Annotated in this window: 18 protein-coding genes and 5 pseudogenes; 14 read left to right on the top strand and 9 right to left on the bottom strand. The window is 49.2% G+C overall.

What is annotated here, in order from left to right; genetic code table 11:
• Positions 1-63 precede the first annotated feature (63 nt).
• The 7 genes and pseudogenes from DWX76_RS07875 to DWX76_RS07840 form a co-directional block, all read left to right on the top strand.
• Entirely contained in the window at positions 64-1,095 is a 1,032-nt protein-coding gene (locus DWX76_RS07875) for an AAA family ATPase (protein WP_002596255.1), read from the top strand.
• Positions 1,096-1,423: 328 nt separating this feature from the next.
• Entirely contained in the window at positions 1,424-1,603 is a 180-nt protein-coding gene (locus DWX76_RS07865) for a hypothetical protein (RefSeq protein WP_004613323.1), read from the top strand.
• 6 nt (positions 1,604-1,609) lie between these two features.
• Positions 1,610-2,575, top strand: a complete 966-nt coding sequence (gene mobV, locus DWX76_RS07860) for a MobV family relaxase (RefSeq protein ID WP_002596256.1) — start codon at positions 1,610-1,612, stop codon at positions 2,573-2,575.
• An 8-nt stretch (positions 2,576-2,583) separates the two neighbouring features.
• Positions 2,584-3,438, top strand: a complete 855-nt coding sequence (locus DWX76_RS07855; RefSeq protein ID WP_002596257.1) for a ParB/RepB/Spo0J family partition protein — start codon at positions 2,584-2,586, stop codon at positions 3,436-3,438.
• Between the two features lie 45 nt (positions 3,439-3,483).
• Positions 3,484-3,714 (top strand): YdbC family protein, encoded by a 231-nt coding sequence (locus DWX76_RS07850; protein ID WP_002596258.1) that lies wholly within the window; start codon positions 3,484-3,486, stop codon positions 3,712-3,714.
• A 70-nt stretch (positions 3,715-3,784) separates the two neighbouring features.
• On the top strand, positions 3,785-3,976 hold the full coding sequence (locus DWX76_RS07845; protein WP_002596259.1) for a hypothetical protein: 192 nt from the start codon (positions 3,785-3,787) through the stop codon (positions 3,974-3,976).
• A gap of 54 nt (positions 3,977-4,030) precedes the next feature.
• Positions 4,031-5,885 (top strand): annotated as a pseudogene (locus DWX76_RS07840) (recombinase family protein); the annotation flags it as partial.
• A gap of 53 nt (positions 5,886-5,938) precedes the next feature.
• Here DWX76_RS07840 and DWX76_RS14380 read toward each other — a convergent pair.
• The 3 genes and pseudogenes from DWX76_RS14380 to DWX76_RS07825 all read right to left on the bottom strand — a co-directional run.
• Positions 5,939-6,385, bottom strand: a pseudogene (locus tag DWX76_RS14380) (NADH-ubiquinone oxidoreductase-F iron-sulfur binding region domain-containing protein); the annotation flags it as partial.
• Positions 6,386-6,395: 10 nt separating this feature from the next.
• Positions 6,396-7,058, bottom strand: a complete 663-nt coding sequence (locus tag DWX76_RS07830; RefSeq protein ID WP_182429754.1) for a hypothetical protein — start codon at positions 7,056-7,058, stop codon at positions 6,396-6,398.
• 1 nt (position 7,059) lies between these two features.
• Entirely contained in the window at positions 7,060-7,563 is a 504-nt protein-coding gene (locus DWX76_RS07825; RefSeq protein WP_118481989.1) for a complex I 24 kDa subunit family protein, read from the bottom strand.
• Positions 7,564-8,000: 437 nt separating this feature from the next.
• Between DWX76_RS07825 and DWX76_RS07820 the strand changes: the two genes are divergently transcribed.
• Positions 8,001-8,801, top strand: coding sequence for a transcriptional regulator (locus DWX76_RS07820; protein WP_107001276.1), 801 nt, complete (start codon positions 8,001-8,003; stop codon positions 8,799-8,801).
• Positions 8,802-8,987: 186 nt separating this feature from the next.
• Here DWX76_RS07820 and DWX76_RS07815 read toward each other — a convergent pair whose 3' ends face one another.
• Positions 8,988-9,902 (bottom strand): AEC family transporter, encoded by a 915-nt coding sequence (locus tag DWX76_RS07815; RefSeq protein WP_117796001.1) that lies wholly within the window; start codon positions 9,900-9,902, stop codon positions 8,988-8,990.
• Positions 9,903-9,921: 19 nt separating this feature from the next.
• On the bottom strand, positions 9,922-11,217 hold the full coding sequence (locus tag DWX76_RS07810; protein ID WP_118570452.1) for a Na+/H+ antiporter NhaC family protein: 1,296 nt from the start codon (positions 11,215-11,217) through the stop codon (positions 9,922-9,924).
• A 293-nt stretch (positions 11,218-11,510) separates the two neighbouring features.
• On the opposite strand from DWX76_RS07810, the pseudogene DWX76_RS14375 reads away from it, so the two are divergent.
• The 6 genes and pseudogenes from DWX76_RS14375 to DWX76_RS15045 form a co-directional block, all read left to right on the top strand.
• Positions 11,511-12,197 (top strand): annotated as a pseudogene (locus DWX76_RS14375) (oligosaccharide flippase family protein); the annotation flags it as partial.
• A 97-nt stretch (positions 12,198-12,294) separates the two neighbouring features.
• Positions 12,295-13,002 (top strand): polysaccharide biosynthesis C-terminal domain-containing protein, encoded by a 708-nt coding sequence (locus DWX76_RS14370; RefSeq protein WP_243022492.1) that lies wholly within the window; start codon positions 12,295-12,297, stop codon positions 13,000-13,002.
• A gap of 118 nt (positions 13,003-13,120) precedes the next feature.
• A complete protein-coding gene (locus DWX76_RS07800; protein ID WP_118570451.1) occupies positions 13,121-14,053 on the top strand; it encodes a LysR family transcriptional regulator in 933 nt (310 codons plus the stop codon).
• Positions 14,054-14,285: 232 nt separating this feature from the next.
• Positions 14,286-15,218, top strand: a complete 933-nt coding sequence (gene glsA / locus DWX76_RS07795) for a glutaminase A (RefSeq protein WP_107001281.1) — start codon at positions 14,286-14,288, stop codon at positions 15,216-15,218.
• A 40-nt stretch (positions 15,219-15,258) separates the two neighbouring features.
• Positions 15,259-16,329 (top strand): alanine/glycine:cation symporter family protein, encoded by a 1,071-nt coding sequence (locus DWX76_RS07790; RefSeq protein ID WP_412694019.1) that lies wholly within the window; start codon positions 15,259-15,261, stop codon positions 16,327-16,329.
• Entirely contained in the window at positions 16,290-16,673 is a 384-nt protein-coding gene (locus tag DWX76_RS15045) for an alanine:cation symporter family protein (RefSeq protein WP_412694021.1), read from the top strand. Before DWX76_RS07790 ends, DWX76_RS15045 begins: the two co-directional genes overlap by 40 nt.
• Positions 16,674-16,981: 308 nt before the next feature.
• Here the strand turns inward: DWX76_RS15045 and metA are convergent.
• The 4 genes and pseudogenes from metA to DWX76_RS14070 form a co-directional block, all read right to left on the bottom strand.
• A pseudogene (metA, locus tag DWX76_RS07780) lies at positions 16,982-17,904 on the bottom strand (homoserine O-succinyltransferase).
• 172 nt (positions 17,905-18,076) lie between these two features.
• On the bottom strand, positions 18,077-20,038 hold the full coding sequence (ligA, locus tag DWX76_RS07775) for an NAD-dependent DNA ligase LigA (protein WP_118570450.1): 1,962 nt from the start codon (positions 20,036-20,038) through the stop codon (positions 18,077-18,079).
• Between the two features lie 112 nt (positions 20,039-20,150).
• The gene (locus tag DWX76_RS07770; protein ID WP_118570449.1) at positions 20,151-20,939 is read right to left on the bottom strand and encodes a pseudouridine synthase; all 789 of its coding nucleotides are present in this window, start codon (positions 20,937-20,939) and stop codon (positions 20,151-20,153) included.
• A gap of 250 nt (positions 20,940-21,189) precedes the next feature.
• A pseudogene (locus tag DWX76_RS14070) lies at positions 21,190-21,610 on the bottom strand (IS200/IS605 family accessory protein TnpB-related protein); the annotation flags it as partial.

Here is a 21,610-nt window from a genome sequence, read left to right as displayed (position 1 = left end):
TTTTAAGGAGGTCAACGCCTATGTGCAACGAAAACAAAAACACCGCCCGAAAGGAGGAAAGCCATGCAGAAGTTACAGACAGTCAACGCCGAAACGCTCCTTTATGAACCGCTTGAGAAGCCGTCCTTTGTGGTGGACAGCCTTATCCCCACAGGCTTGTCGCTGTTCTGCGGCTCACAGAAGATAGGAAAGAGCTGGCTCATGCTGAAGCTATGTTTATGCGTGTCGCAGGGACTTCCCTTGTGGGATATGCCGACAATGGAGGGCGACGTGCTTTACCTCTGCCTTGAGGACACGTTCTGCCGTATACAGGACAGGCTGTTCCGATTGACGAACGAAGCGAGCAGGCGGCTTCACTTTGCCGTGGCAAGCTGCAAGCTGTCAGACGGTCTTATCGTGCAGCTTGAAGATTATCTGAAAGATTACCCAAACAGCAGGCTTATTGTCATTGACACTTTGCAGAAAGTCCGTACAGCTTCAAAAGACAATGCCTACGCAAGCGACTATGGGGACATCTCACTAATCAAAGACTTTGCCGACAGGCATTCATTGGCGGTCATTGTCGTACACCACATCCGAAAGCAGAATGACAGCGATGTGTTCAACAAGGTGTCTGGGACGACAGGCTTAACGGGGAGTGCGGACGCTACCTTTGTTCTGGAAAAGGAGAAACGGGCATCCGACACCGCCAAGCTGTATGTGACGGGCAGGGACACGCCCTATCAGGAATACACGCTGCGTTTCCGTGATTGCAGTTGGGAACTTGTGGAGAGAAAAACGCAGGAGCAGCTTGCGAAAGAAACGATACCAGACGTCCTTTTTCGGTTGGTGGATTTTATGAGGGATAAGGAAGAATGGGCAGGCACGGCAACGGAGCTGTTAGCCGCTATGAGGGAAACGGAAACCATACCCACGGTGATTACGAAATGGCTCAATGAATACCGCACCACATTTTTAAATGAGAACCATATCGTTTATCAGTACAGCCGCAAAAAACACGGCAGGCAGATTTCGCTTGCAAAGCGGGCGGGTGACAGCGGTGACGGTGGTGACAGCGATATTGGGATACCCCCTGTTACTGTCATTGACGCTTAAAGCCGTGTAAAGCTGGCGACTCTGCTGCGGGTGACAGCGGTGACGGCGGTGACAGTGATTTTAGGATACCCTGCCGCTGTCATCCCTGCGGGAGAACACCCCGTAAACGCAAAGTGCAGGCGTAGGATTTACCCGCCCTTTTCGGCGTGTAAAACCACCCCTGCGGTCAGAAAAATCCTTCCGATTTTTCCGACTGCGTTTACAGGGTGTAACACACTACACTTTGCCCTGCAAAGTCGTGTGCCAGACGTTCCCTCTGGACTCCCTTATGGCAGGTCTTACGCCCTGCTTATCCTACGCTCCACGCTTCGGATAAAAGAATGGCAGCATGACGGTGACGGCTCTTGCGAGGGGGTATTCCAAAAACACCGTCATCATCGACATGACCGTCATGCAGGGAATAAGGGTGACAGTTGAGGCAGTCGGTAGGGGGTATCCCAAAACTGCTGTCACCGCCGTCACCGCTGTCACCCAAAGGGCAGTTTACCCGCCGAAGAAAGGAAGATGATGAATTATGCCCTATGCAATCCTGCGTTTCCAGAAACGCAAAGCGGGCGGCGTTGCGGCTTGCGAACGCCACAACGAGCGTAAAAAAGAAGCCTATAAAAGCAATCCAGATATAGATATGGAACGCTCGAAAGATAACTACCATCTTGTGAATCCGCCGAGGTACACCTACAAGAAAGAGATTAACCGCATGGTAGCCGAAGCAGGGTGCAGGACGAGGAAAGATAGCGTGATGATGGTGGAAACGCTTATCACGGCTTCGCCAGAATTTATGAACAGCCTGCCGCCCAAAGAACAGAAAGCGTATTTTACGATGGCTCTGGATTTCATTTCAGAGCGTGTCGGGGAGAAAAATATCCTCTCCGCAGTCGTCCACATGGACGAGAGAACGCCGCATATGCACCTCTGTTTTGTGCCGATTACACCAGACAATAAGCTGTCTGCCAAAACAATTTTAGGCAATCAAAAGAGCCTGTCCGAATGGCAGACCGCCTACCATGAGCGGATGTCCTCACGGTGGAATCAGCTTGAAAGAGGTCAGTCCTCAATGGAAACGAAGCGGAAACATGTCCCCACATGGCTCTATAAGTTGGGCGGCAGGCTTGATAAACAGTATGAGGAAATTGTGTCTGCACTGTCCGACATCAACGCCTTTAATGCAGGGAAGAAGCGTGACAAGGCTCTGGAACTGATTGCGGCATGGCTCCCAGACGTGGAGAAATTCTCAAAGGAAATCAGTAAGCAGAGTGCCTATATCAATAGCCTAAAGGAGCAAATCGGGCAGGAATCAGACTATGCGGGGCGTATGCGTGATGAAAAGTATGAGCAGGAACTAAAGGTGCAGAAAGCGAACCAGAAGATATTTGAGTTGCAGAGAACCAACGAGCAGATGGGGCGGCTGCTCTCAAAGATACCGCCCGAAGTGTTGGAAGAATTGCAGAAAAACCATAAAAGCAGAGCGAAAGAAAGGTAGATATGTGAATGAAGAAACAGGATTTTAAGGTGTTAAAGACCAAAGACTTGTACCCGTTTCCCGACAATCCGTTTCATGTGGCAGAGGATGAAACGCTGTCAGAATTAGCGGAAAGCATCAAGGAATTTGGCATTGTCACGCCGATAATCACACGCCCGAAAGAGGACGGGAACGGCTATGAAGTGATTGCAGGGCAGCGGCGTGTCCGTGCGTCTGAACTTGCAGGGATAAATACCGTGCCTGCGTTTGTCCTGCCCTTAGACCGTGACCGAGCCATCATCACCCTTGTAGACAGTAATTTACAGCGTGAGAATATCCTGCCATCAGAGCGGGCGTTTGCCTACAAGATGAAATCCGAAGCCATGAAGCGGCAGGGTTTCCGCACAGACTTAACCTCGTCACAAGTTGTGACGAAGTTGCGGACGGACGACAAGGTGGCACAGGGCTTCGGCGTAGGCAGGATGACCGTACAAAGATTTATCCGTTTGACGGAACTGATACCGCCGATTTTGCGGATGGTGGACGAGGGGAAAATCGCCCTCACGCCTGCGGTGGAACTGTCCTTTTTGAAGAAAGACGAGCAGGAAAACCTCTTTGCCACGATGGAGAGCGAAGAAGCAACGCCCTCACTCTCACAGGCACAGCGGATGAAAAGCCTAAGCCAGAGCGGGCGGCTTGACATGGATACGATATTTGCAATTATGACGGAGGAAAAGGGAAACCAGAAAGAAACCTTGAAAATCAACACAAGCAAGCTGAAAAAGTATTTTCCGAAGAACACAACGCCGAAGCAGATGGAGGAAACCATCATTAAACTTTTGGAGCGTGAATTGCAGAGGAAACGGGGCAGGGACAGCCGCTAATCTTCTCTTTTCGGGAGGTAAATGCAGAAAATTGAGGTATGAAGAATGAAAGAAATCCAGTATGAGATTGTAAAGGAAATCGCCGTATTGTCTAAGGGCGACAGCGGCTACACAAAAGAAATCAATCTTATCTCATGGAACGGAAGAGAGCCGAAATATGACATCCGCAGCTTTTCCCCGAACCGTGAGAAGTGCGGAAAGGGTATCACGTTGAACGCTGATGAAGCAGCAGCACTCCTTGAAGCATTACAGAAAGAAGTAAACAGCGGGGATTGATGGTATCTGATTGACAGGGCGGGGCGTTTCCAGACGTTCTCCTGCCCTGTCTGGAAAGGAAGATTTAAGTATGGGCGAGGATAAGAAAGCAGATAAAAAGAGAAAGCGTATCGTGCCGAAAGCACCAGTTCAGATGATAATCAGCCGTGAATATGTCGGCACGCAGACAGTCACAGAAGCGTTTATCCCGATTATTTCCGAGGATATTCGGAAGAAGATTGCCGAGGGCGACACCTTCGACAATGAGGGGCTGTCCGCTTAGAATGTACGCAATGGAACATGAAAACAGATAGGACAGATATGGAGGTTTTACAGTATGGCAGGAATAAGAATGGAGAACAAGATTTATGAAGTCGGCATGTACTGCCGCTTGTCAAAAGACGATGGCACGGATAACGAGAGTGCGAGCATTGCGACACAGAAATCCATCCTCACGGATTATGTGAAAAAGCAGGGATGGCACTTAGCAAAAACGTATGTGGACGACGGTTACTCTGGTACAAATTTCCAAAGACCAAGTTTCCAGAACATGATTAAGGACATTGAAAGCGGTCTGATAAACTGCGTTATCACGAAAGATTTATCTCGTCTGGGGAGGAACTATCTTGATTGCGGACTGTATCTGGAAGTGTTTTTCCCAGAGCATAATGTGAGGTATATAGCGGTCAATGACGGCGTGGACACGCTCAATAAATCCGCTATGGACATCACGCCTTTCCGCAACATCCTAAACGAAATGTATTCCGCCGATGTGTCGGTCAAGATAAAATCGGCGTACCGAGCGAGGTTTCAGCAGGGGAAATTCATGGGGACGACAGCACCATACGGTTACGTCAAAGACCCCGCCGACCACAACCATCTGCTGATAGATGACAAAGTTGCCCATGTGGTAAGGGAAATATTTGACCTTGCGTTAGCGGGCAACGGAATCGCCAAAATCCGCAAGCACATCAACAAACAGCATATCTTACGCCCCGCCGCTTATGCGGCGGAGCAGGGGGCAACAGGCTATGAGAGGTATTTTGAGGAGAATGAGGAGAACCGTTATATTTGGAGCGAGAACAGCGTAAGGGGCATTTTAAGAAGCCCGATATATGCGGGAAACCTTGCAGGCTACAAGCGGATTGCCGCCAACATGAAAAGCAAGAAACGCCCCTCTAAGCTGCCCGAAGAATGGGAAGTGATACCAGACACCCATGAGGGGATAGTCACGCAGGAGGAATTTGATACCGTACAGCAGCTTATTACAAGCCGCAGATTACCAGAAAACAAGGGCGGCTTTGAGAACATCTTTGCAGGCGTTATTAAGTGTGCGGACTGCGGCTATGCGATGCGGGCTATGAGTGCCAACAGGAGGAAACGCCCCGACATCATCGACTGCGTACAATATTCCTGCAATAATTATGGCAGATACGGTAATATCATGTGTACCGCACACAGCATTGAAGCGAGGGACTTGTTCAACGCTGTCCTCACCGACATCAACCGATTTGCGGATATGGCAGTCAATGATGAAAAGGCAGTGAGGGCGATTGAAAAGCGGCTCACGGAAACAGACCAGAGCAAGGCAAAGGCACTGGAAAAGGAGCAAAGAAAACTGAACAAACGCCTTGCAGAACTGGACAGGCTGTTTTCCTCACTCTATGAAGATAAGGTGATGGAGCGTATTACCGAGCGGAATTTTGAGATGATGTCGGGAAAATACCAGAAAGAACAGCTTGAAATTGAAGCAAGGCTGAAAGAGGTAACGGAAACGCTCAGCGACAGCTATGAGAAGACGCAGGGTGTCCGTGATTTCCTCTCCCTAATCCGCAACTATCAAGGCATTAAGGAACTGGACGCAACCATCATAAACGCACTTATAGACAAGATACTTGTTTCGGAACGTGAGAAACTTACAGACGGAATGGTGCGGCAGGAAATCAAGATTTATTATAAATTCATCGGCTTTGTCGGTGAATTACATATCACACCGACAAAGCGGTGGACTGCGTTAAAGCCTAAGAATTGTACGGTGTGCGGTGTTGAATATGTTCCCCGCTCTGGCATATCGAAGTATTGTCCTGCTTGTGCCAAGAAGATACAGAGGGAGAAATCAAACGAGAGCAAACGCAGGAGCAGGGAGCGAAACAGACAGGCATGTATTGAACTGTCCGCAAAAAATGACCGACTGTCCCAGACCACAAAGTGCGGTCAGACGCATCGTCTCCGTCAGCTCATCGATTTTTTCCAGATCCGGCAGAGTCGCCAGCCCCCGGCTGATGCGGGTAACCAGATTGTACAGCTGCTGGCCGCCCTCGCGGCACGGTGTACATTTTCCGCATGACTCGCCGCGGAAGAAGTCCAAATTGTTTCGTACAATATCTACAATACAGTTGCTGTCGTCGATGACCAGAATCGTACCGCAGCCAAGACGTCCGCCGGATGCCGAAACTGTATCAATATCCAGTGTCATATCGATCTGATCGGCATTGATGATCGCACCGGAGGTACCACCGGTCTGCACGCCCAGAAGCCCTTTTCCATCCGCGATGCCGCCGCACACTTCATAAATGATATCTTTGAGGTTCACGCCCATCGGAAATTCAAATACGCCCCTGCGGACCACATTTCCACAAACCGTAAAAAGCTTCGTGCCAGGCTGTTTGCCGTGCCGATGCTGCGGTACCATTCCGCTCCGTTTAAGAGGTCGGTGCAATATTCACCAGCGTCTCTACGTTATTTAACATGGTCGGTTTTCCAAAGAGTCCGTGAATGCTCGGAAACGGCGGACGGAAACGTGGCTCGCCTCGTTTTCCCTCAATGGACTCAAACAATGCCGTCTCCTCGCCGCAGACGTAAGCACCCGCACCGGAGCGGAACTTGATTTCAAAGTCAAAACCGCTCTCCATCATATTTTTTCCTAAAAATCCGCGTTTTTCCGCATCCTCCAGCGCATCTTTTAATACCGGGAACAAATATGTATACTCGGCTCTCAGATAAATATATCCGGTATGGGCGCCGACTGCTTTTCCAGCAATCGCCATGCCCTCGAAGACCGCACACGGGTCGGTCGAGAGAAGAATCCGGTCTTTATTCGTACCCGGCTCTCCCTCATCGGCGTTACAGATGATGTATCTCGTTGGGTAAGATGCGTGGGCGGTAAACTCCATCTTGCGATAGGTCGGGAATCCCGCACCGCCGCGTCCACGAAGTCCGGAGGCGCGGATCACATCGATAATCGCTTCACTGTCCATCGAAAGTGCTTTTTTCAGCGCTTCAAATCCGCCGCGGTCCGCATACTCCTGTGAACTTCTCGGATTAATCTTGCCGCGGTTTTTCAGCAATACGTGCATTTCCTCCATACTATTCCACATCCTCCCGTATATATTGTTTGATAATATCCCTCACCGATTCCGGCGTCAGGTTGCCGTACACGTGCTCATTGATCATGATCGCCGGGGATATTTCACACAGTCCCAGGCAGGGACAGTATTCCAGGGTGAACCTTCCGTCCTCGGTCGTCTCCCCGATGCTGATGCCGAGCTGATCCTCCAGCGCCTGAACGACCGCCTGCGCCCCATGTACGTGGCACGGCGCGCTCTTGCACATCCGGACAATGTAGCGCCCCCTCGGTTTTACCGACAGCATCGCATAAAAGGTGATGAAACTGTACACCTTGTTCATCGGAATATCCATCTCCCTGGCGATGACTGACGCCACCTCCTTGGAAAATGCCGACACAACCTTCTGCGCCCGGATGATCACTGTCATCAGCATATCCGGTCTGCCCTTGTATTCCGCCGCAATCGCAGACACCTGTACCAGCTTTGAAGCCGGTGTCTTATATACATAACTGTCCCTGTCCATCCTGCTCCCTCACTTTCAGTTTGTATTTTTCCAAACTTATTTTTTTGTTTGACTAACTGTCTGTTTGATTTTTTCTCGATTATAGGGATGCACTGACAAATTGTCAAGAAAAACTTACAGTTTAGTTTGTTAATTGACAAACAGTTTGTCTGAGAGTATGATGAAAGAAACAGGTTTGCTCTCATTTCCCGTTATCTTGTACCTGAATTTTTGATTTTTAAACAAAAAAGGAGAACATTCTCTTATTTATGTTCCCTATCTACTAACTTTTTTCTATAGAAACAGGATTGACGCAGCAAAATGAACGCGATAAAATTTTTTTCAGGAACTTTGACAAAAGAAAGACAATCCCTGTGCATTTCATTTTCCGAATTATTTTAAGCCGCAAAATTTTGCGATACACACTCGGGGCACAGAGCACCCCAAAGGAGGTATTCATGGAAATTTCCAACTACATGGACTTTCAGTTTCTCATCCGTTTTCTCGAAGGACTTCAAAAGTTTCTCGGAGATAACTGTGAGATCATCGTCCACGATTACCGCAAAGGCTACGATCACACGATCGTCTACGCATTCAACTCACAGCTAAGCGGGCGCGACGTCGGCGGTTCCCCGCGCGGCGGCATGATCACACAGCTCGGCAATGATATCGAGCCGCTCAAGCATTCGATCATTTCCCTCGATACCAGCCAGAAAGACCGGCTTTTTAAGTCCTGCACAACGCTCATCGAGGACGAACATCACAAAATTATCGGATCTGTCTGCTTAAATATGGATGTTCGCGATCTCTATCTGGCACAGAGCGCCCTGCAAAATCTGATCGGACGCCCAGGCACCATCGGCGTATCGGCAGCTGTGGGCGCACAGATCGACGGCATGTCTGGCTGCACACCATCCGGAATGGCTTCTGATGGCACCTTTTCAGGAACTGGCAGCACGGACGGCACGAATGGCGCAAATCAGGCAGCCATGTCTGACCGCGACTTTATTCTCAAAAAGAATGTCGATGATATTTTACAGCACTATATTTATCAGGCAGAGTCCATGATCGGAAAACCGATGATGCTGATGAACAAGGAAGAAAAAATTCGTGCACTCGACTATCTTGACCAGAAAGGCGTCTTCAAGATCACAAAAACCAGCCTGCTCCTGTGCGACGCGATGCAGATTTCCAAGTATACACTGTATAATTATCTGGAAGAAGCGCGGATTTCACGAAAGAGTGAAACGAATGAATAAGAATCATAAACTAATTCTTTCAACCTCTGTTTGCTTATCCTTTGATTCATTTTAAAATATAAAAGACCTGAAGAGCAGCCATTTACCGCACCTTTCAGGTCTTTTTATATTCATTTACCATATTTACATTATTTTCTCAATTTTTCTAGTATTCTTTCTATTATTGTTGCTTCTTACCTATTCTTTTTATCCTATAAACAGACACCACGCCGGAATCGTAATCATCGAAATCAGCGTCGTGAGCACTACCGTTTTCGCTGCAAACGGTGCATCGCTGTCATAGCGCGCCGCAAAGATCGCTGCAGTTGCACCGGCTGGCATTCCCGTCATGATGACTGCCACACCTGCTGCCACCGAATCCAATCCGGCCGCCAGGCTGATTCCATATGCCAGAAGCGGAAGAAGGAACAGACGGAGCACACTGAATTTGAGGGCCGTCGGATTAATAATCTCACGCAGTTTCACATCGGTCAGAATCGTACCGATAATAAACATCGTCAGCGCCGAGTTACAGTTTCCAATGTAGGTAACCGTCGATTTCAGCACGCCCGGAAGCTGCAGCTGTGTCGCCATCAGGAACATACCGATGTAGACACCGACCAGACACGGGTGCGTCAGGACATTTCTCAATACCTTTTTCCGGTCAGAACCGCCTCCAACAAAATAGGATGTACCCGCCGACCACATGACAACGCGCATCGGAATCAGGAAAATGGATGCGTAGAGAAGTCCCATACTTCCATATACGCCTTCCGCAACCGGGTTTCCAAGGAATCCGCCGTTGGAAACGATCGTACAGTATTGAAGCACCTTCCGGTGCTGCTCTGAATATTCCTTAAACAGCACTTTGTTGAGGGCCACACAGACAAGCTGCAAGACAAATCCAACCGCCAACAGCAACCCGCACGTTTTAAAAATCGAAGCATCAAATGAAATCAGGCACGATTTCACAATATTGCAGGGAATCACGATATTCACGCAGAGATCCGTCAGACATTTTTCGCCTTCCTTGCTGATGATCCCTCGACGTTTCAGTACCGCACCCGCCAGTATCATCAGGAATAAGGAACCCTGTAGGTTGCAAAGTTCGAGTAAATTCATATGGCTCTTCCTCCTTTTCCTACGACCTTCTTATGAGACGAACCAAAAAACTCCAGATCGGCAGTATGTACAGATACGACGCCACCACCACACTCGCAATCGGAGCACCGACGGCTGCCAGAGGAACGGCTCCGGCGATCGACCACGGAACCAGCGGTGCCAGCACAACCGCCGTATTTTCCAGATCGATTGCAAATCGTTTATTATCTGGATTTCCTTCCTTGCAGAGCTGATGGGTCAGCATGATCGAAAGCGTCTGGTTACAAGCGATCATGGAAGCAACTGCCGCCACCGCAAAGGTCGCACCAAACGGAGTAATTTTCCGGCTCAACGCCTCTATTTTCCCCTGAATCGGCTTCAAGAGCCCAGTTCCCTCGAAAATTCCTGCATAACAGGAGGACAGGCTCACAATCGCAGCCACCTTAATCATTGATTTCAGGCCGCCGCCGTTCATCATAGCATTGAGCGCCGGATCGCTTGCCTGATAACCGGTCAGGCACATCTGTAAAATTTCTTCGATTGTCCGCCCCTGCAGCACCACGCTCAGAAACGCCGCCAACACAATGCTGATCAGCATCGTTTTCTTGACCTCCACCCGGAACACAGACAGCACCAGGATAATCGCCGCCGGGATCACCGCGCTCCAATGAAGTACAAAACGATTGGAAAACAGCCCTTCCACATCCATCCGTCCGTTTCCGGCACTCATGGAACGTCCCACTATATAATAGAGAATACATGTAGCCACAAATGGCACCAGCGATGTCTTTACCATTTCGCGGATATTTTCATAAATATCCGTCTTCGTCAGCACACAGACAAGATTCGCGCTGGACGATACCGGTGAACAGCGGTCGCCAAAATAGATGCCAGAAAGAATCGCGCCGCCGATCCAAAACGGGTCAAGCTCCATCGCACGTCCCATCGCCATACAGATAACACCCATCGTCGCGCCGGTTCCAAAGGAGGTTCCGGTCAGGATCGACACCATACAGTTAAGAAGAAACGCGATCACCAGAAATGCCGACGGCGACACCAGCTTCGACGACCAGCACACGATCACCGCAATCGTGCCGGACGCCCGCCACAGTGCTGTGATAAAGCCGATCAGTCCGAAAATCATCAGGATATTGCGGACGGTTTTAACGCCGGAAAGCGACATTTTTCCGAGTTCCGCGAGGCTGTGCTTCCGAATCAGGCCATACGCACAGAAAATCAGATAGCCACCCGCCAACGCCCAAAGCACGGACGCGCCGGTAAACACGCAGCCTGCCAGCGCCGCGATAAATGCAAGTAATACAATTCCTTCTAACATAGCTTCACACTCTTTTCCCTACCAACCAGTTATTTTTCGCAGTAATTTTTTTATTTTTTGATGTTTTTAGTATATTCCTGTTCTAACTCAATGTCCATCTGTTAATTTATGTATTAAATACAGTTTATTTTTGTATCCTTTAATTTAAGCTATTTCTGCCCTTCTGCCAACTCGGGTCTTCTTTCAGTTTCCAAAAAAATGTGTCCCCAGTGTTTTATAAACATCTTGGTTTTCTTCTACTTTCATCTTCCCCCTCATATACTTTTCTGACATACCCTCCCCGGAGATCTGCCATGCGAAGATTTCATCCTTTGATTACCGGAACCCTGCTCCTGACGGCAGTCGGATTTTTCTGCCGGATTCTCGGCTTTTTCTACCGCATCTTTCTCTCCCGGACGATCGGCGCCGAAGGTCTGGGTTTATATCAGATGATTTTTCCCATACATGGCATCGCATTTGCTCTCTGCGCCGGTCCAATCCAGACTTCGCTCTCCCGCCTGACCGCCGCCTCCCCGGAAAAGGGACGCGCCTTTTTGCGGGTCAGCCTCGCACTCTCACTATCGATCGCCCTGCCGCTGACCTCTTTGATCTACACTTTCGCCGATTTTCTCGCCGCGCGCGTCCTTCTTGCGCCCGAATGTGCGCCGCTTCTGCCCGCACTCGCCCTCTCGATCCCCTTCTGCGCGATCCATGCCTGCTGCTGCGGGTATTATTATGGGCTCAAAAAAACGGCAGTCCCGGCATTTTCACAGGTGGTCGAGCAGTGCATCCGCATTTTCTCCGTCCTGCTGATCGTCCATGTCTGCCGCACGAACAGGATTCCGATCACGGTGCTGCTGGCTGTCTGGGGGCTGTTGATCGGGGAAGCGGCTTCGGCGGTGTTCTGTCTGTTAGTTTATGGATGCTCGAAGTCCGTTGCCATACTGCCAAATGCAAACACCCCTATTACTCCCCTGCTCCTCCCCCTCCTCACCATGGCACTCCCCCTCATGGCGAATCGCCTCACGCTCAGCTTTCTCCAGAGTCTCGAAGCCATCTTTGTACCGAACCAGCTTCTCCTCTCCGGGCTCTCGCGGGTTGAATCGGTCAGTATTTACGGAGTCCTCACAGGCATGGCACTCCCCTTTGTCCTCTTTCCACCGCCAGTCACCAACTCCCTCGCCCGTCGTCCTGCTCCCGGCAGTCTCGGAGGCGCAGGCGCAGAATCAGCCGGACAAAATCGAACGCACCATCTCCATGGCACTCCGCTACAGCCTGTACATGGGAATTCTCTGCGTCGGGCTCTTCACCCGCTTTGGTCCAGCACTGGGCGAAACCTTTTACCACAACGCCGATGCCGGACGTTTCATCCAGATTTTATCCTGGCTCTGCCCGTTTCTCTACCTCTCCACTACCATGGGAAGTATTTTAAACGGACTTGGGAAAACGGGAACCGTCTTCGTCCACCATACGGTTTCCATGCTTCTCACCCTGTCGCTCGTCCTTTTCGCCATCCCGCGATGGGGAATTTTCGCCTATCTGGCGGCGCTTCTCATCAGCGAACTGGTGCTCGCCTTTCTCCACATCCACGCCCTCGCCTGCGAAGTCCCGATCCGCCTGCCAGTCAGCCAGGGCATTGTAAAACCGGCATTCTGCCTGCTGGTTTCGATTGGGATGTTAGAAGTTATTCCAAACGCGTCTTACCTGCCTCACCTGTTTCCGCCTGTCCTCATCCAGTCCGGTATCCTTTGCCTGCTGTATATAGGAGGACTGCTTCTCTTACATACAGGTACAGTCAAACAATAAATTATATGCTATTTTGCTATATCCCTTAAATGCAATATGTTTAGGTATTTTCTGGCAATTTACATTTTTTTATTTTATACTTATTACATTCAGGGGGATTTACAAAGGGGGAACTTTTTTGAAATACGATATCAATTTTCGGCATTTAGAATATTTTATCAAGGTAGCGCGCCTCGGATCCATCAATAAAGCCGCCCAGGCGCTCTATATTTCCCAGCCGTATCTTGGGAAAATCATGCACGATCTGGAAGAAAATCTCGGCGCCAGGCTCTTTAACCGCAGCCGCTCAGGCGTAACATTAACGCCTGAAGGAATGGAATTTCTGACACATTCCGAAAAAATCATTGACGAAATGGAACAGCTCTGGTTTCAGAAAAAGAAGGAACAAATCAAAATTTCTGATCCGCTGGCTGTCTCCATGACACGTTTTTCTCATATCATGGAAAGTTTCAGTGAAATAGTCCTGCGTCACCGCGATCAGCCATCCTTCTCCCATCGACTGTATGAAGGCAATTCAGACGAAGTCATCGAGGATGTGGTATCCGGGCGTGTCGATGTAGGCGTGTTTCATTTTGACAGCCGCAAACGGCGTGAAATGGAGGCCTTGCTCGAATCAAAAGGGCTGGAATACCATTTTCTTGCCAACATCGAACCACACATTATCATTTCCCGCAAACATCCGCTTCTGCTGCAACAGAAACCGGTCAACCTGCACACACTGGCAGAGTACGGCTTTCTTTGGTATCTTGGACAATGCGATGATTATATTTACCAGCTTCTCTCCGAAGGAGATCAGAATGCAGAAAAAATGCGCTCGAAAATCACCTATATTTCCAGCCGCGCCACCCTGATGTACATGATCTCGATCAGTGACTGCTACAGCATCGGCATCCACGATTTCGCCAAACAAGAAGCCTCTTACCACTCCACTTCTATTCCGATTCCAAACTGTGGTTTTATGCTGGAATTTGGATATGCAATGCGGAAAGACACGCCAATGACGGCGATCGTACAAGAATTTATTTATGACTTAAAGAAAAAACTTCTCTAAAAAAACACCATCAAAGCTGCCGGACATTCACAGCCGTCCCGGCAGTTTTTTTTGATCCTTTTCAGCACCTCTTCCCCGTTCATCATAAATGTTTATTCATATCTGACATATATATCCTGTTATACCTTTTTGTCATATCCCTTAAAGCTGACACGCATTATACAAACTGCCTTCCCCATGCTACCATACTATCAGAAAGCAACACCGAATAAAAAACAGGAGGCGTTTAAGTATGAGAGATGTACTTGAACAAGCCGTTGCACTGGGAAAAACACATACCCATGAGGGTGCAGTTGCCACCTACATACCAGAGCTTGGAAAGGTAGATGGCAGTCAGCTCGGAGTCAGTGTTTTTTGCCGGAACGGCAAACGGATTTCCGTCGGAGATACGAAAGTCCGATTCAGCATTCAGAGTATCTCCAAAATCATCACCCTTGCAGTCGCGCTGGAAATCTGCGGCTTCGACCAGGTATTTAAAAAAGTAGGCATGGAGCCGACCGGCGATCCATTCAACTCGTTGATGAAACTGGAAAATACAGACAGTTCGCCTTACAACCCGATGATCAACGCGGGAGCCATCGTGGTGGCAAGCTGCCTTGCTTCCGAAATCAGTTTTGACACCATGCTTGATACCATCCGGGCTCTCTGCATGGATCCGGACATCAACCTCGACAAAAAGGTTTATCACTCGGAAATGTCTCATATTTCCCGCAACCGGGCAATCGCCTATCTGCTGGAGAGCAAGGGGTACATCGAAAAGAATAAAGATGTGGAAAACAGCCTGCATTTTTATGTCAAAATGTGCTCTCTCAGCGTGACGGCAGAAAGCCTCGCCGGACTGGGACTGATTCTCGCCAACGATGGCATTCATCCAGACACGGGAAAACGGCTTTTAAGCAGCCAGGCGGTTAAAATCGTCAAAACACTCATGTTTACCTGCGGTATGTACGATGGTTCCGGCGAATTTGCCGTCCGGGTCGGCATCCCATCCAAAAGCGGCGTCGGCGGCGGTATCTTATCAGTGGTAGACGGCGAGATGGGAATCGGCATCTTCGGACCGGCGTTAGATAAAAAGGGGAACAGCGTCGCTGGAGAATGCGTGCTTGAATATATGTCACATGAACTGCATCTCCATATGTTTGATCCGCAGCGGCACACTTTATAGCAAAAACAATATGTAAATTGTATGAGAGGGGTATTTTAAAATGGCAGATTTATACGCAAAGATAATCGGCACAGCAAGCAACTATCTTTACAGCTACGTGTTAATCATCCTGCTGGTAGGCGGCGGCATCTATTTTACCATCCGCACCAAAGGGGTACAGCTTCGTTACTTACTTGAATCCATCCGGGTTATCCTGGAGCCATCCGACAAGGAAGATGAGTCTATTTCCGCCTTTCAGGCATTGATGGTTTCCACTGCTTCGCGCGTCGGCACCGGAAATATCGCCGGCATTTCTACCGCCATCTGTTTCGGCGGTCCGGGCGCTATCTTTTGGATGTGGATGACCGCGATCCTCGGAAGTGCAACCGCATTTGTAGAAAGTACGCTGGCACAGATCTACAAACGCCGTGCCGAGGACGGAAGTTGCTACGGCGGTCCTTCCTACTATATTGAAGCCGTTCTGAAAAAAAGATGGCTGGGTGTTCTCTATGCTATTTTCATGATTTTGACTTACATGGTTGGATTTAACCTCGTTGCATCCTTCAATGTGGCAGATTCTTTTAAAGTATACAGTTTCTACAATCCAAGCCTGACTCCGATTCTCATCGGTATCATCCAGGCTGTTATCTTCGGCATCTGCATCAGCGGCGGCGGCAAACAGATCGCTAAAATCACAGGAATTCTTGTTCCGGTAATGGGCGGACTTTACATTGCAGCTGCCCTGCTGATGATTATTCTCCACGGAAACATGATTCCGGGTATGTTCGCAAGCATTTTTGAAGGGGCTTTTGATATTCAGGCTATCTTCGGCGGCTTCATGGGATCCGTTGTGATGCTCGGCATCAAGAGAGGCTTGTTCTCCAATGAGGCAGGTGTCGGTGCTTCCGCTACCGCAGCCGGTTCCGCGGGTGTCAGCCACCCGGTCAAACAGGGTCTTGTTCAGGTATTATCCGTATTTATCGATACTGTTGTCATCTGCTCTGCAACCGCATTTTTACTGCTCTGCTCCGGCGTTGCACCGAGTGCAGACATGGCTGGCATGGCATATGTGCAGGCAGCTATGAATAACGTATTCGGCACCGCAGGTGTTGTATTTATCACAGTTGCCTGATTTTATTTGCCTTTACCACGCTGCTCGGAAACTACTATTTTGCTGAAACCGGCATGGCTTATCTCTGCGGCAAAACTCCGGTCAAGGGCGTCCGGATTACCCAGAGAGTGATCGCTATCGTGATTGTCCTCATCGGTTCTGTGGCAAGTCTCGGCATCGTGTGGGATACCGCCGATGTTCTGATGGGACTGATGGCAGTCATCAACGTACCAATTATCTTCCTGATTGCCAAGCCGGCGCTCCGCTGCCTGGAAGACTACCGGGCACAGAAACAGGCTGGGAAGAATCCGGTCTTTAAAGCAGCTGATATTGAGTTGAAAGAAGAAACCGATTTCTGGAATTAATAAAAACAAAAATCCGCATAAACAGGGCTGTCAGAATCTTTCCCACACATGGTTTCAACCACACTGTGCAAAATTCCGACAGCCCTGCCTGTATTTTTTCATATCTGTATTATATCTATCTTTTTACCGTTTTATTAATCTGCAGCCTTATTTGCGGTTCTTCCAAATCAAAAACATTCCAGCTGCCAGCAGCACCACTCCGACGGCGGCTCCCACCATCCAGTTCGAAGAAGATATTTTCCCCGATCAATTTTATCGAAATCTCTATTTCTATATCTTATACTCTCATAAATAGCAGATTTCTGTTCCTACTCCTGCTCATCCTCCTTCAGCACGTACGGCGTCATCTGGTATACATAGTAATTCAGCCAGTTCGTGTACAGCGTGTTGGACATATTTCTCCATTTCAGCACCGGCATGGAAAATGGATCGTTGTCCGGGTAATAGTTGCACGGTACCTGCGGATTTAAGCCTTTTTTCAGATCGCGGTGGTACTCGTTGTTTAACGTCATGCGATCATACTCTGGATGCCCCTGAACGAAAATCTGGCTTCCATCCTGGTTCATCACCAGAAATACGCCAGCCTCATCCGATTTCGCAAGAATCTGCAATTCCGGATGTTTCAGAATATCCTCTTCCCGGTCTTCCGTGTAACGGGAATGCGGGCAGTAAAAATAATCATCAAGGCTACGGACCAGCGGGATCTTCCGGTTCAAAAGACGATGTCTGTAAATGCCGGAAAGCTTTGTCTTTCTCTGATGTTTCTGAATTCCATAATGATAATAGAGTCCCGCCTGCATACCCCAGCAGATATGAAACGTCGAGGTCACATGCGTCTTGCTCCACTCCATGATCTTCGTCAGCTCGTCCCAGTAGTTGATCTCCTCAAACTCCATATTCTCCACCGGCGCGCGGTAATAATCATACCATCAAAGCGCTTGCGGCGGATCTCGTCAAACGTCACATAAAACTTATTCAGATGCGTCTGTGATGTATTTTTCGAAATGTGCGTTTCCAGCATCAGGAATGAACAGTCCACCTGCAGCGGCGTATTCGAAAGTGCCCGCAGAAGCTGCGTCTCCGTATCCTCCTTGATCGGCATCAGGTTCAGAATCAAAATCTCAAGCGGACGAATATCCTGGCTCATCGCCCGATCCTCATCCATCACAAATATATTCTCCGATTCCAAAATTGCCCTAGCAGGAAGATCCTTTTGTATTTTAATTGGCATAGTTATATATCCCCTTTTTATATAAAATTCGTTTGAATTTTAGGATTCTATTATATACCGATATGATTCATTTCTACTTACAATAAAAACTATATCAGCATTCCTAATCATAACACAAGCTGCAAAAAAAAGCCAGCTAAACACTGTCTGGCGTCCGGCTTTTTCACCTCTCTTATAGCTTCAAAAACTCCTCCTCCGAAAGAATCGGCACCCCCAATTCCCGCGCCTTCTTATTCTTCGAGGACGACGACGCCACATCATTATTGATCAGATAATTCGTCTTGGACGTCACGCTTCCGGTCACCTTGCCGCCGCGGCGCTCAATCAGCTCCTGCAGCTCTTTCCGGTTTTTGAAATGTTCCAGCGAACCGGTAATGACGAAATTCATCCCGGCGAATGCCTCATCTGCACCCTCGCTGCTTTCTTCGTCTTCTGCCTCAAAGGTCAGCTCCGCCAGCAGATGATCGACGATCGCATTATTCTTTCCATCCGAAAAGAATGCCGTCCACGCCTGCGCCAGAACTTCCCCGATTCCATCAATCTCGACCAGCTCTTCCACGGTGGCATGGCGCATCGCCTCAAAATCATTTTTAAAATGACGGCAAATCATCTTGGCATTTGCCAGACCGATGCCTGCAACGCCCAGACCGTACACCATTCTCGGCAGGGTCGTGTGGGACGCTTTCTCAGCCGCCGCAATCAGATTGTCATACGATTTCTGCCCGAATCCGTCCATCTCGACGATCTCTTCCTGATGGCGGTCCAGATGGAAAATGTCCGCATACTCATGAATCATGCCGACGCCGATAAATTTCTCCAGCGTCGCCTCTGAAAGTCCCGCAATATTTAAGGCATCGCGGCTTGTAAAAAGAGTAAAACTCTTGATCTTCTTCGCCTGGCAGTCCGGGTTCGTGCAATAGAGTGATTTTACATCGTTGAGCTGGCGCACCTCCGTCTGACCGCCGCACACCGGACATGCCTCCGGAATATCCCGGACGCCGCTGCGCGTCAGGTTATCCGCGATCTGCGGAATGATCATATTTGCCTTATAAACCGTAATCCGGTCGCCTGCCCCCAGTTCCAGCGCCTCCATGATGCTGATGTTGTGGACACTGGCGCGGCTGACCGTCGTTCCCTCCAGCTCAACCGGTTCAAATACTGCCACCGGGTTAATCAGCCCCGTTCTCGACGCGCTCCATTCAATATAGAGAAGCTTCGTCTCCTGAATCTCATCCGCCCACTTGAATGCGATCGAATCGCGCGGAAATTTTGCCGTCCGCCCCAGCGACTGGCCGTAGGCAATATCATCATACAAAAGCACCAGTCCATCCGACGGCGTATCATTTTCCGCAATCGCCTCAGAATACATTTTGACCGTCTCCGGCAGCGTCTCTTTTGTCACCTCATGGTACTCTACGACCTCAAACCCCTGTGTTTTCAGCCACTCAAACTGCTCTTTCCGCGAATTTTTGAAATCAATGCCATCCGCCTTTACAAGGCTGAACGCATAAAAATGGACCTGTCTCTGCGCTGTGATTTCGCTGTTTAACTGACGCACCGAACCGCTGCATAAGTTTCGCGGATTCTTATATTTCGCATCGACATCCTCGATCTGCTCATTGATCTTCTCAAAATCCGAATACCGGATGATCGCCTCACCGCGCAGGATAAGCTCACCCTGGTAGGAAATATTTAACGGCACATTGACGAACGCCTTTGCATTTGCCGTGATAACCTCGCCGATCTCACCATTTCCACGCGTAACCGCCTTGACAAGTGTTCCATTCTGATAGGTCAGGACGATCGTCAGACCGTCCATCTTCCAGGATAAAAGCCCGGTCTGCCCGCCGAGCCAGTCTGCCAGCTCTTCCACGCTCTTCGTCTTATTTAACGAAAGCATCGGTTTCTCATGGCGCTCCTTCGGAAGCGCACTGACTACCTCATATCCTACATTCTGCGTCGGGCTGTTCGCAAACACAATTCCCGTCTCTTTCTCCAATGAAACCAGTTCATCATAAAGCTTATCATACTCAAAGTTGCTCATGATCTCCCGGCTCTCCTGATAATAGGCGCGCCCTGCTGCCCGCAGCGTCCCAATCAGCTCCCGTATCCGTTTTGTCTTGTCCTCTGCCATCTATCTGACTCCACCTTTCCCATCGCTCTCTCCAACTACCTCTGAATGCGTTTTCAAGCATTTCTATGCAACCTCATATGTGAACCTGCACTGACTGCCAGACAACATTGTCTCAGCCATTCTTCTTTCCGTTCAAAATATCTTCTAATTTCTGTCTCTCTGCCGCTGTCACTTCCCGGTACTCGCCTGTTTTCAGCCCATCCAGCGTAATGTTCAGCATCCGGACGCGTTTTAATGTCTGTACCTGGTACCCAAGCGCCTCGCACATCCGGCGGATCTGGCGGTTGAGTCCCTGGGTCAGGATGATCCGGAAACTCGTCTTCCCGGTCTTTTCCACCTCACAAGGACGGGTAACCGTATCTAAAATCTTCACTCCTGCGCTCATCTTCCGGACAAACTCACTATCAATGGGTTTATCCACCGTTACCAGATATTCCTTTTCATGTCCGTAACGAGCCCTTAAAATCCGGTTGACCAGCTCGCCCTCATTCGTCATGAGAAGCAGCCCTTCTGAATCCTTGTCCAGGCGCCCGATCGGGTAAATCCGGACCGGATAATCTAAAAATTCTACGATATTTTCTGCCCGATCTTTATCAGAAGTCGTGCAGACAATCCCCCGCGGCTTATTGACCGCTAAAAGCACCGGCGCATCCTTGCCGGACACCGCTACGCCATCGCACGCCACGCGCTGTCCCGGCATCAGCTTCTGTCCGACCTCTGCCACGCGCCCATCGATCGTCACACGCCCGTCCGCGATCCGCCGATCCGCCTCCCGCCGGGAGCAGATGCCCGCCTCGCTCAAGTAACGGTTTAAGCGGATCCCCTCCTCCGGAATCCGGGATTCCTGCTTTTCACTTGGCTGTACTCTCTTGTATGATTTATCATTTTGATTTTTTTGCATTTTATTCATCTCATTTCGATTTATTGTGCCGTAGGATTCCGGCAACCAAAGTATAAAAATTATAACATTTTCGTCCATGGGGGTGAACCTCACATGGCTAAAGTCACATGCTTCTCAGCCGTTTTAAACGGCAAGACTAAATATCGGCGGATACGCCAGTAACTTAGAATTCGTGCGGATACGCACTTTTCCCATGCCGGATACGGCTGGTTTCCACATTACAGGTAGTCCGCTGTATATCTGCCTGCGTTTATGCCGCTTTTAAATTGTTTACTTCTACATAAAGCTTTCTTAAATCTGCATAAACACATGAGGTTCTGCGCTTCACCGCAGGTACTTTTGCCTCCAGTGAAGACCTTCCCGTTTCCGGCAAGGATTTTAATAATTCTCGTATAAAATATCTCGCTCCGATATTATAGGATGCTGACAGGTCGCAGTTGTACTGTTTTCCCGTTCGAAAGGTACATAGGCTATGGTTCTCCGGGTTTCTTACTACCACTCCGCTTCCGTCACAGGCCAGCCTGCTGGTGTTCCGGGCACTGACCCTGGACACACGAATTCCGTTCCGATGTGCCTGATGTTCACACAGTTTCTGAATATCCCGCTTTCTCCATAAATGAAGCTTTTGTTTCTTTTTTCCGGATATTTTTCCCTGCATTTCCAGATACTCA

This window comes from Clostridium sp. AF21-20LB, assembly GCF_003478795.1.
Taxonomy (GTDB): Bacteria; Bacillota; Clostridia; order Lachnospirales; family Lachnospiraceae; genus Otoolea; species Otoolea fessa.
Note: the sequence above shows the minus strand (reverse complement) of the source record. Positions and strands in the feature narration are given on the sequence as shown.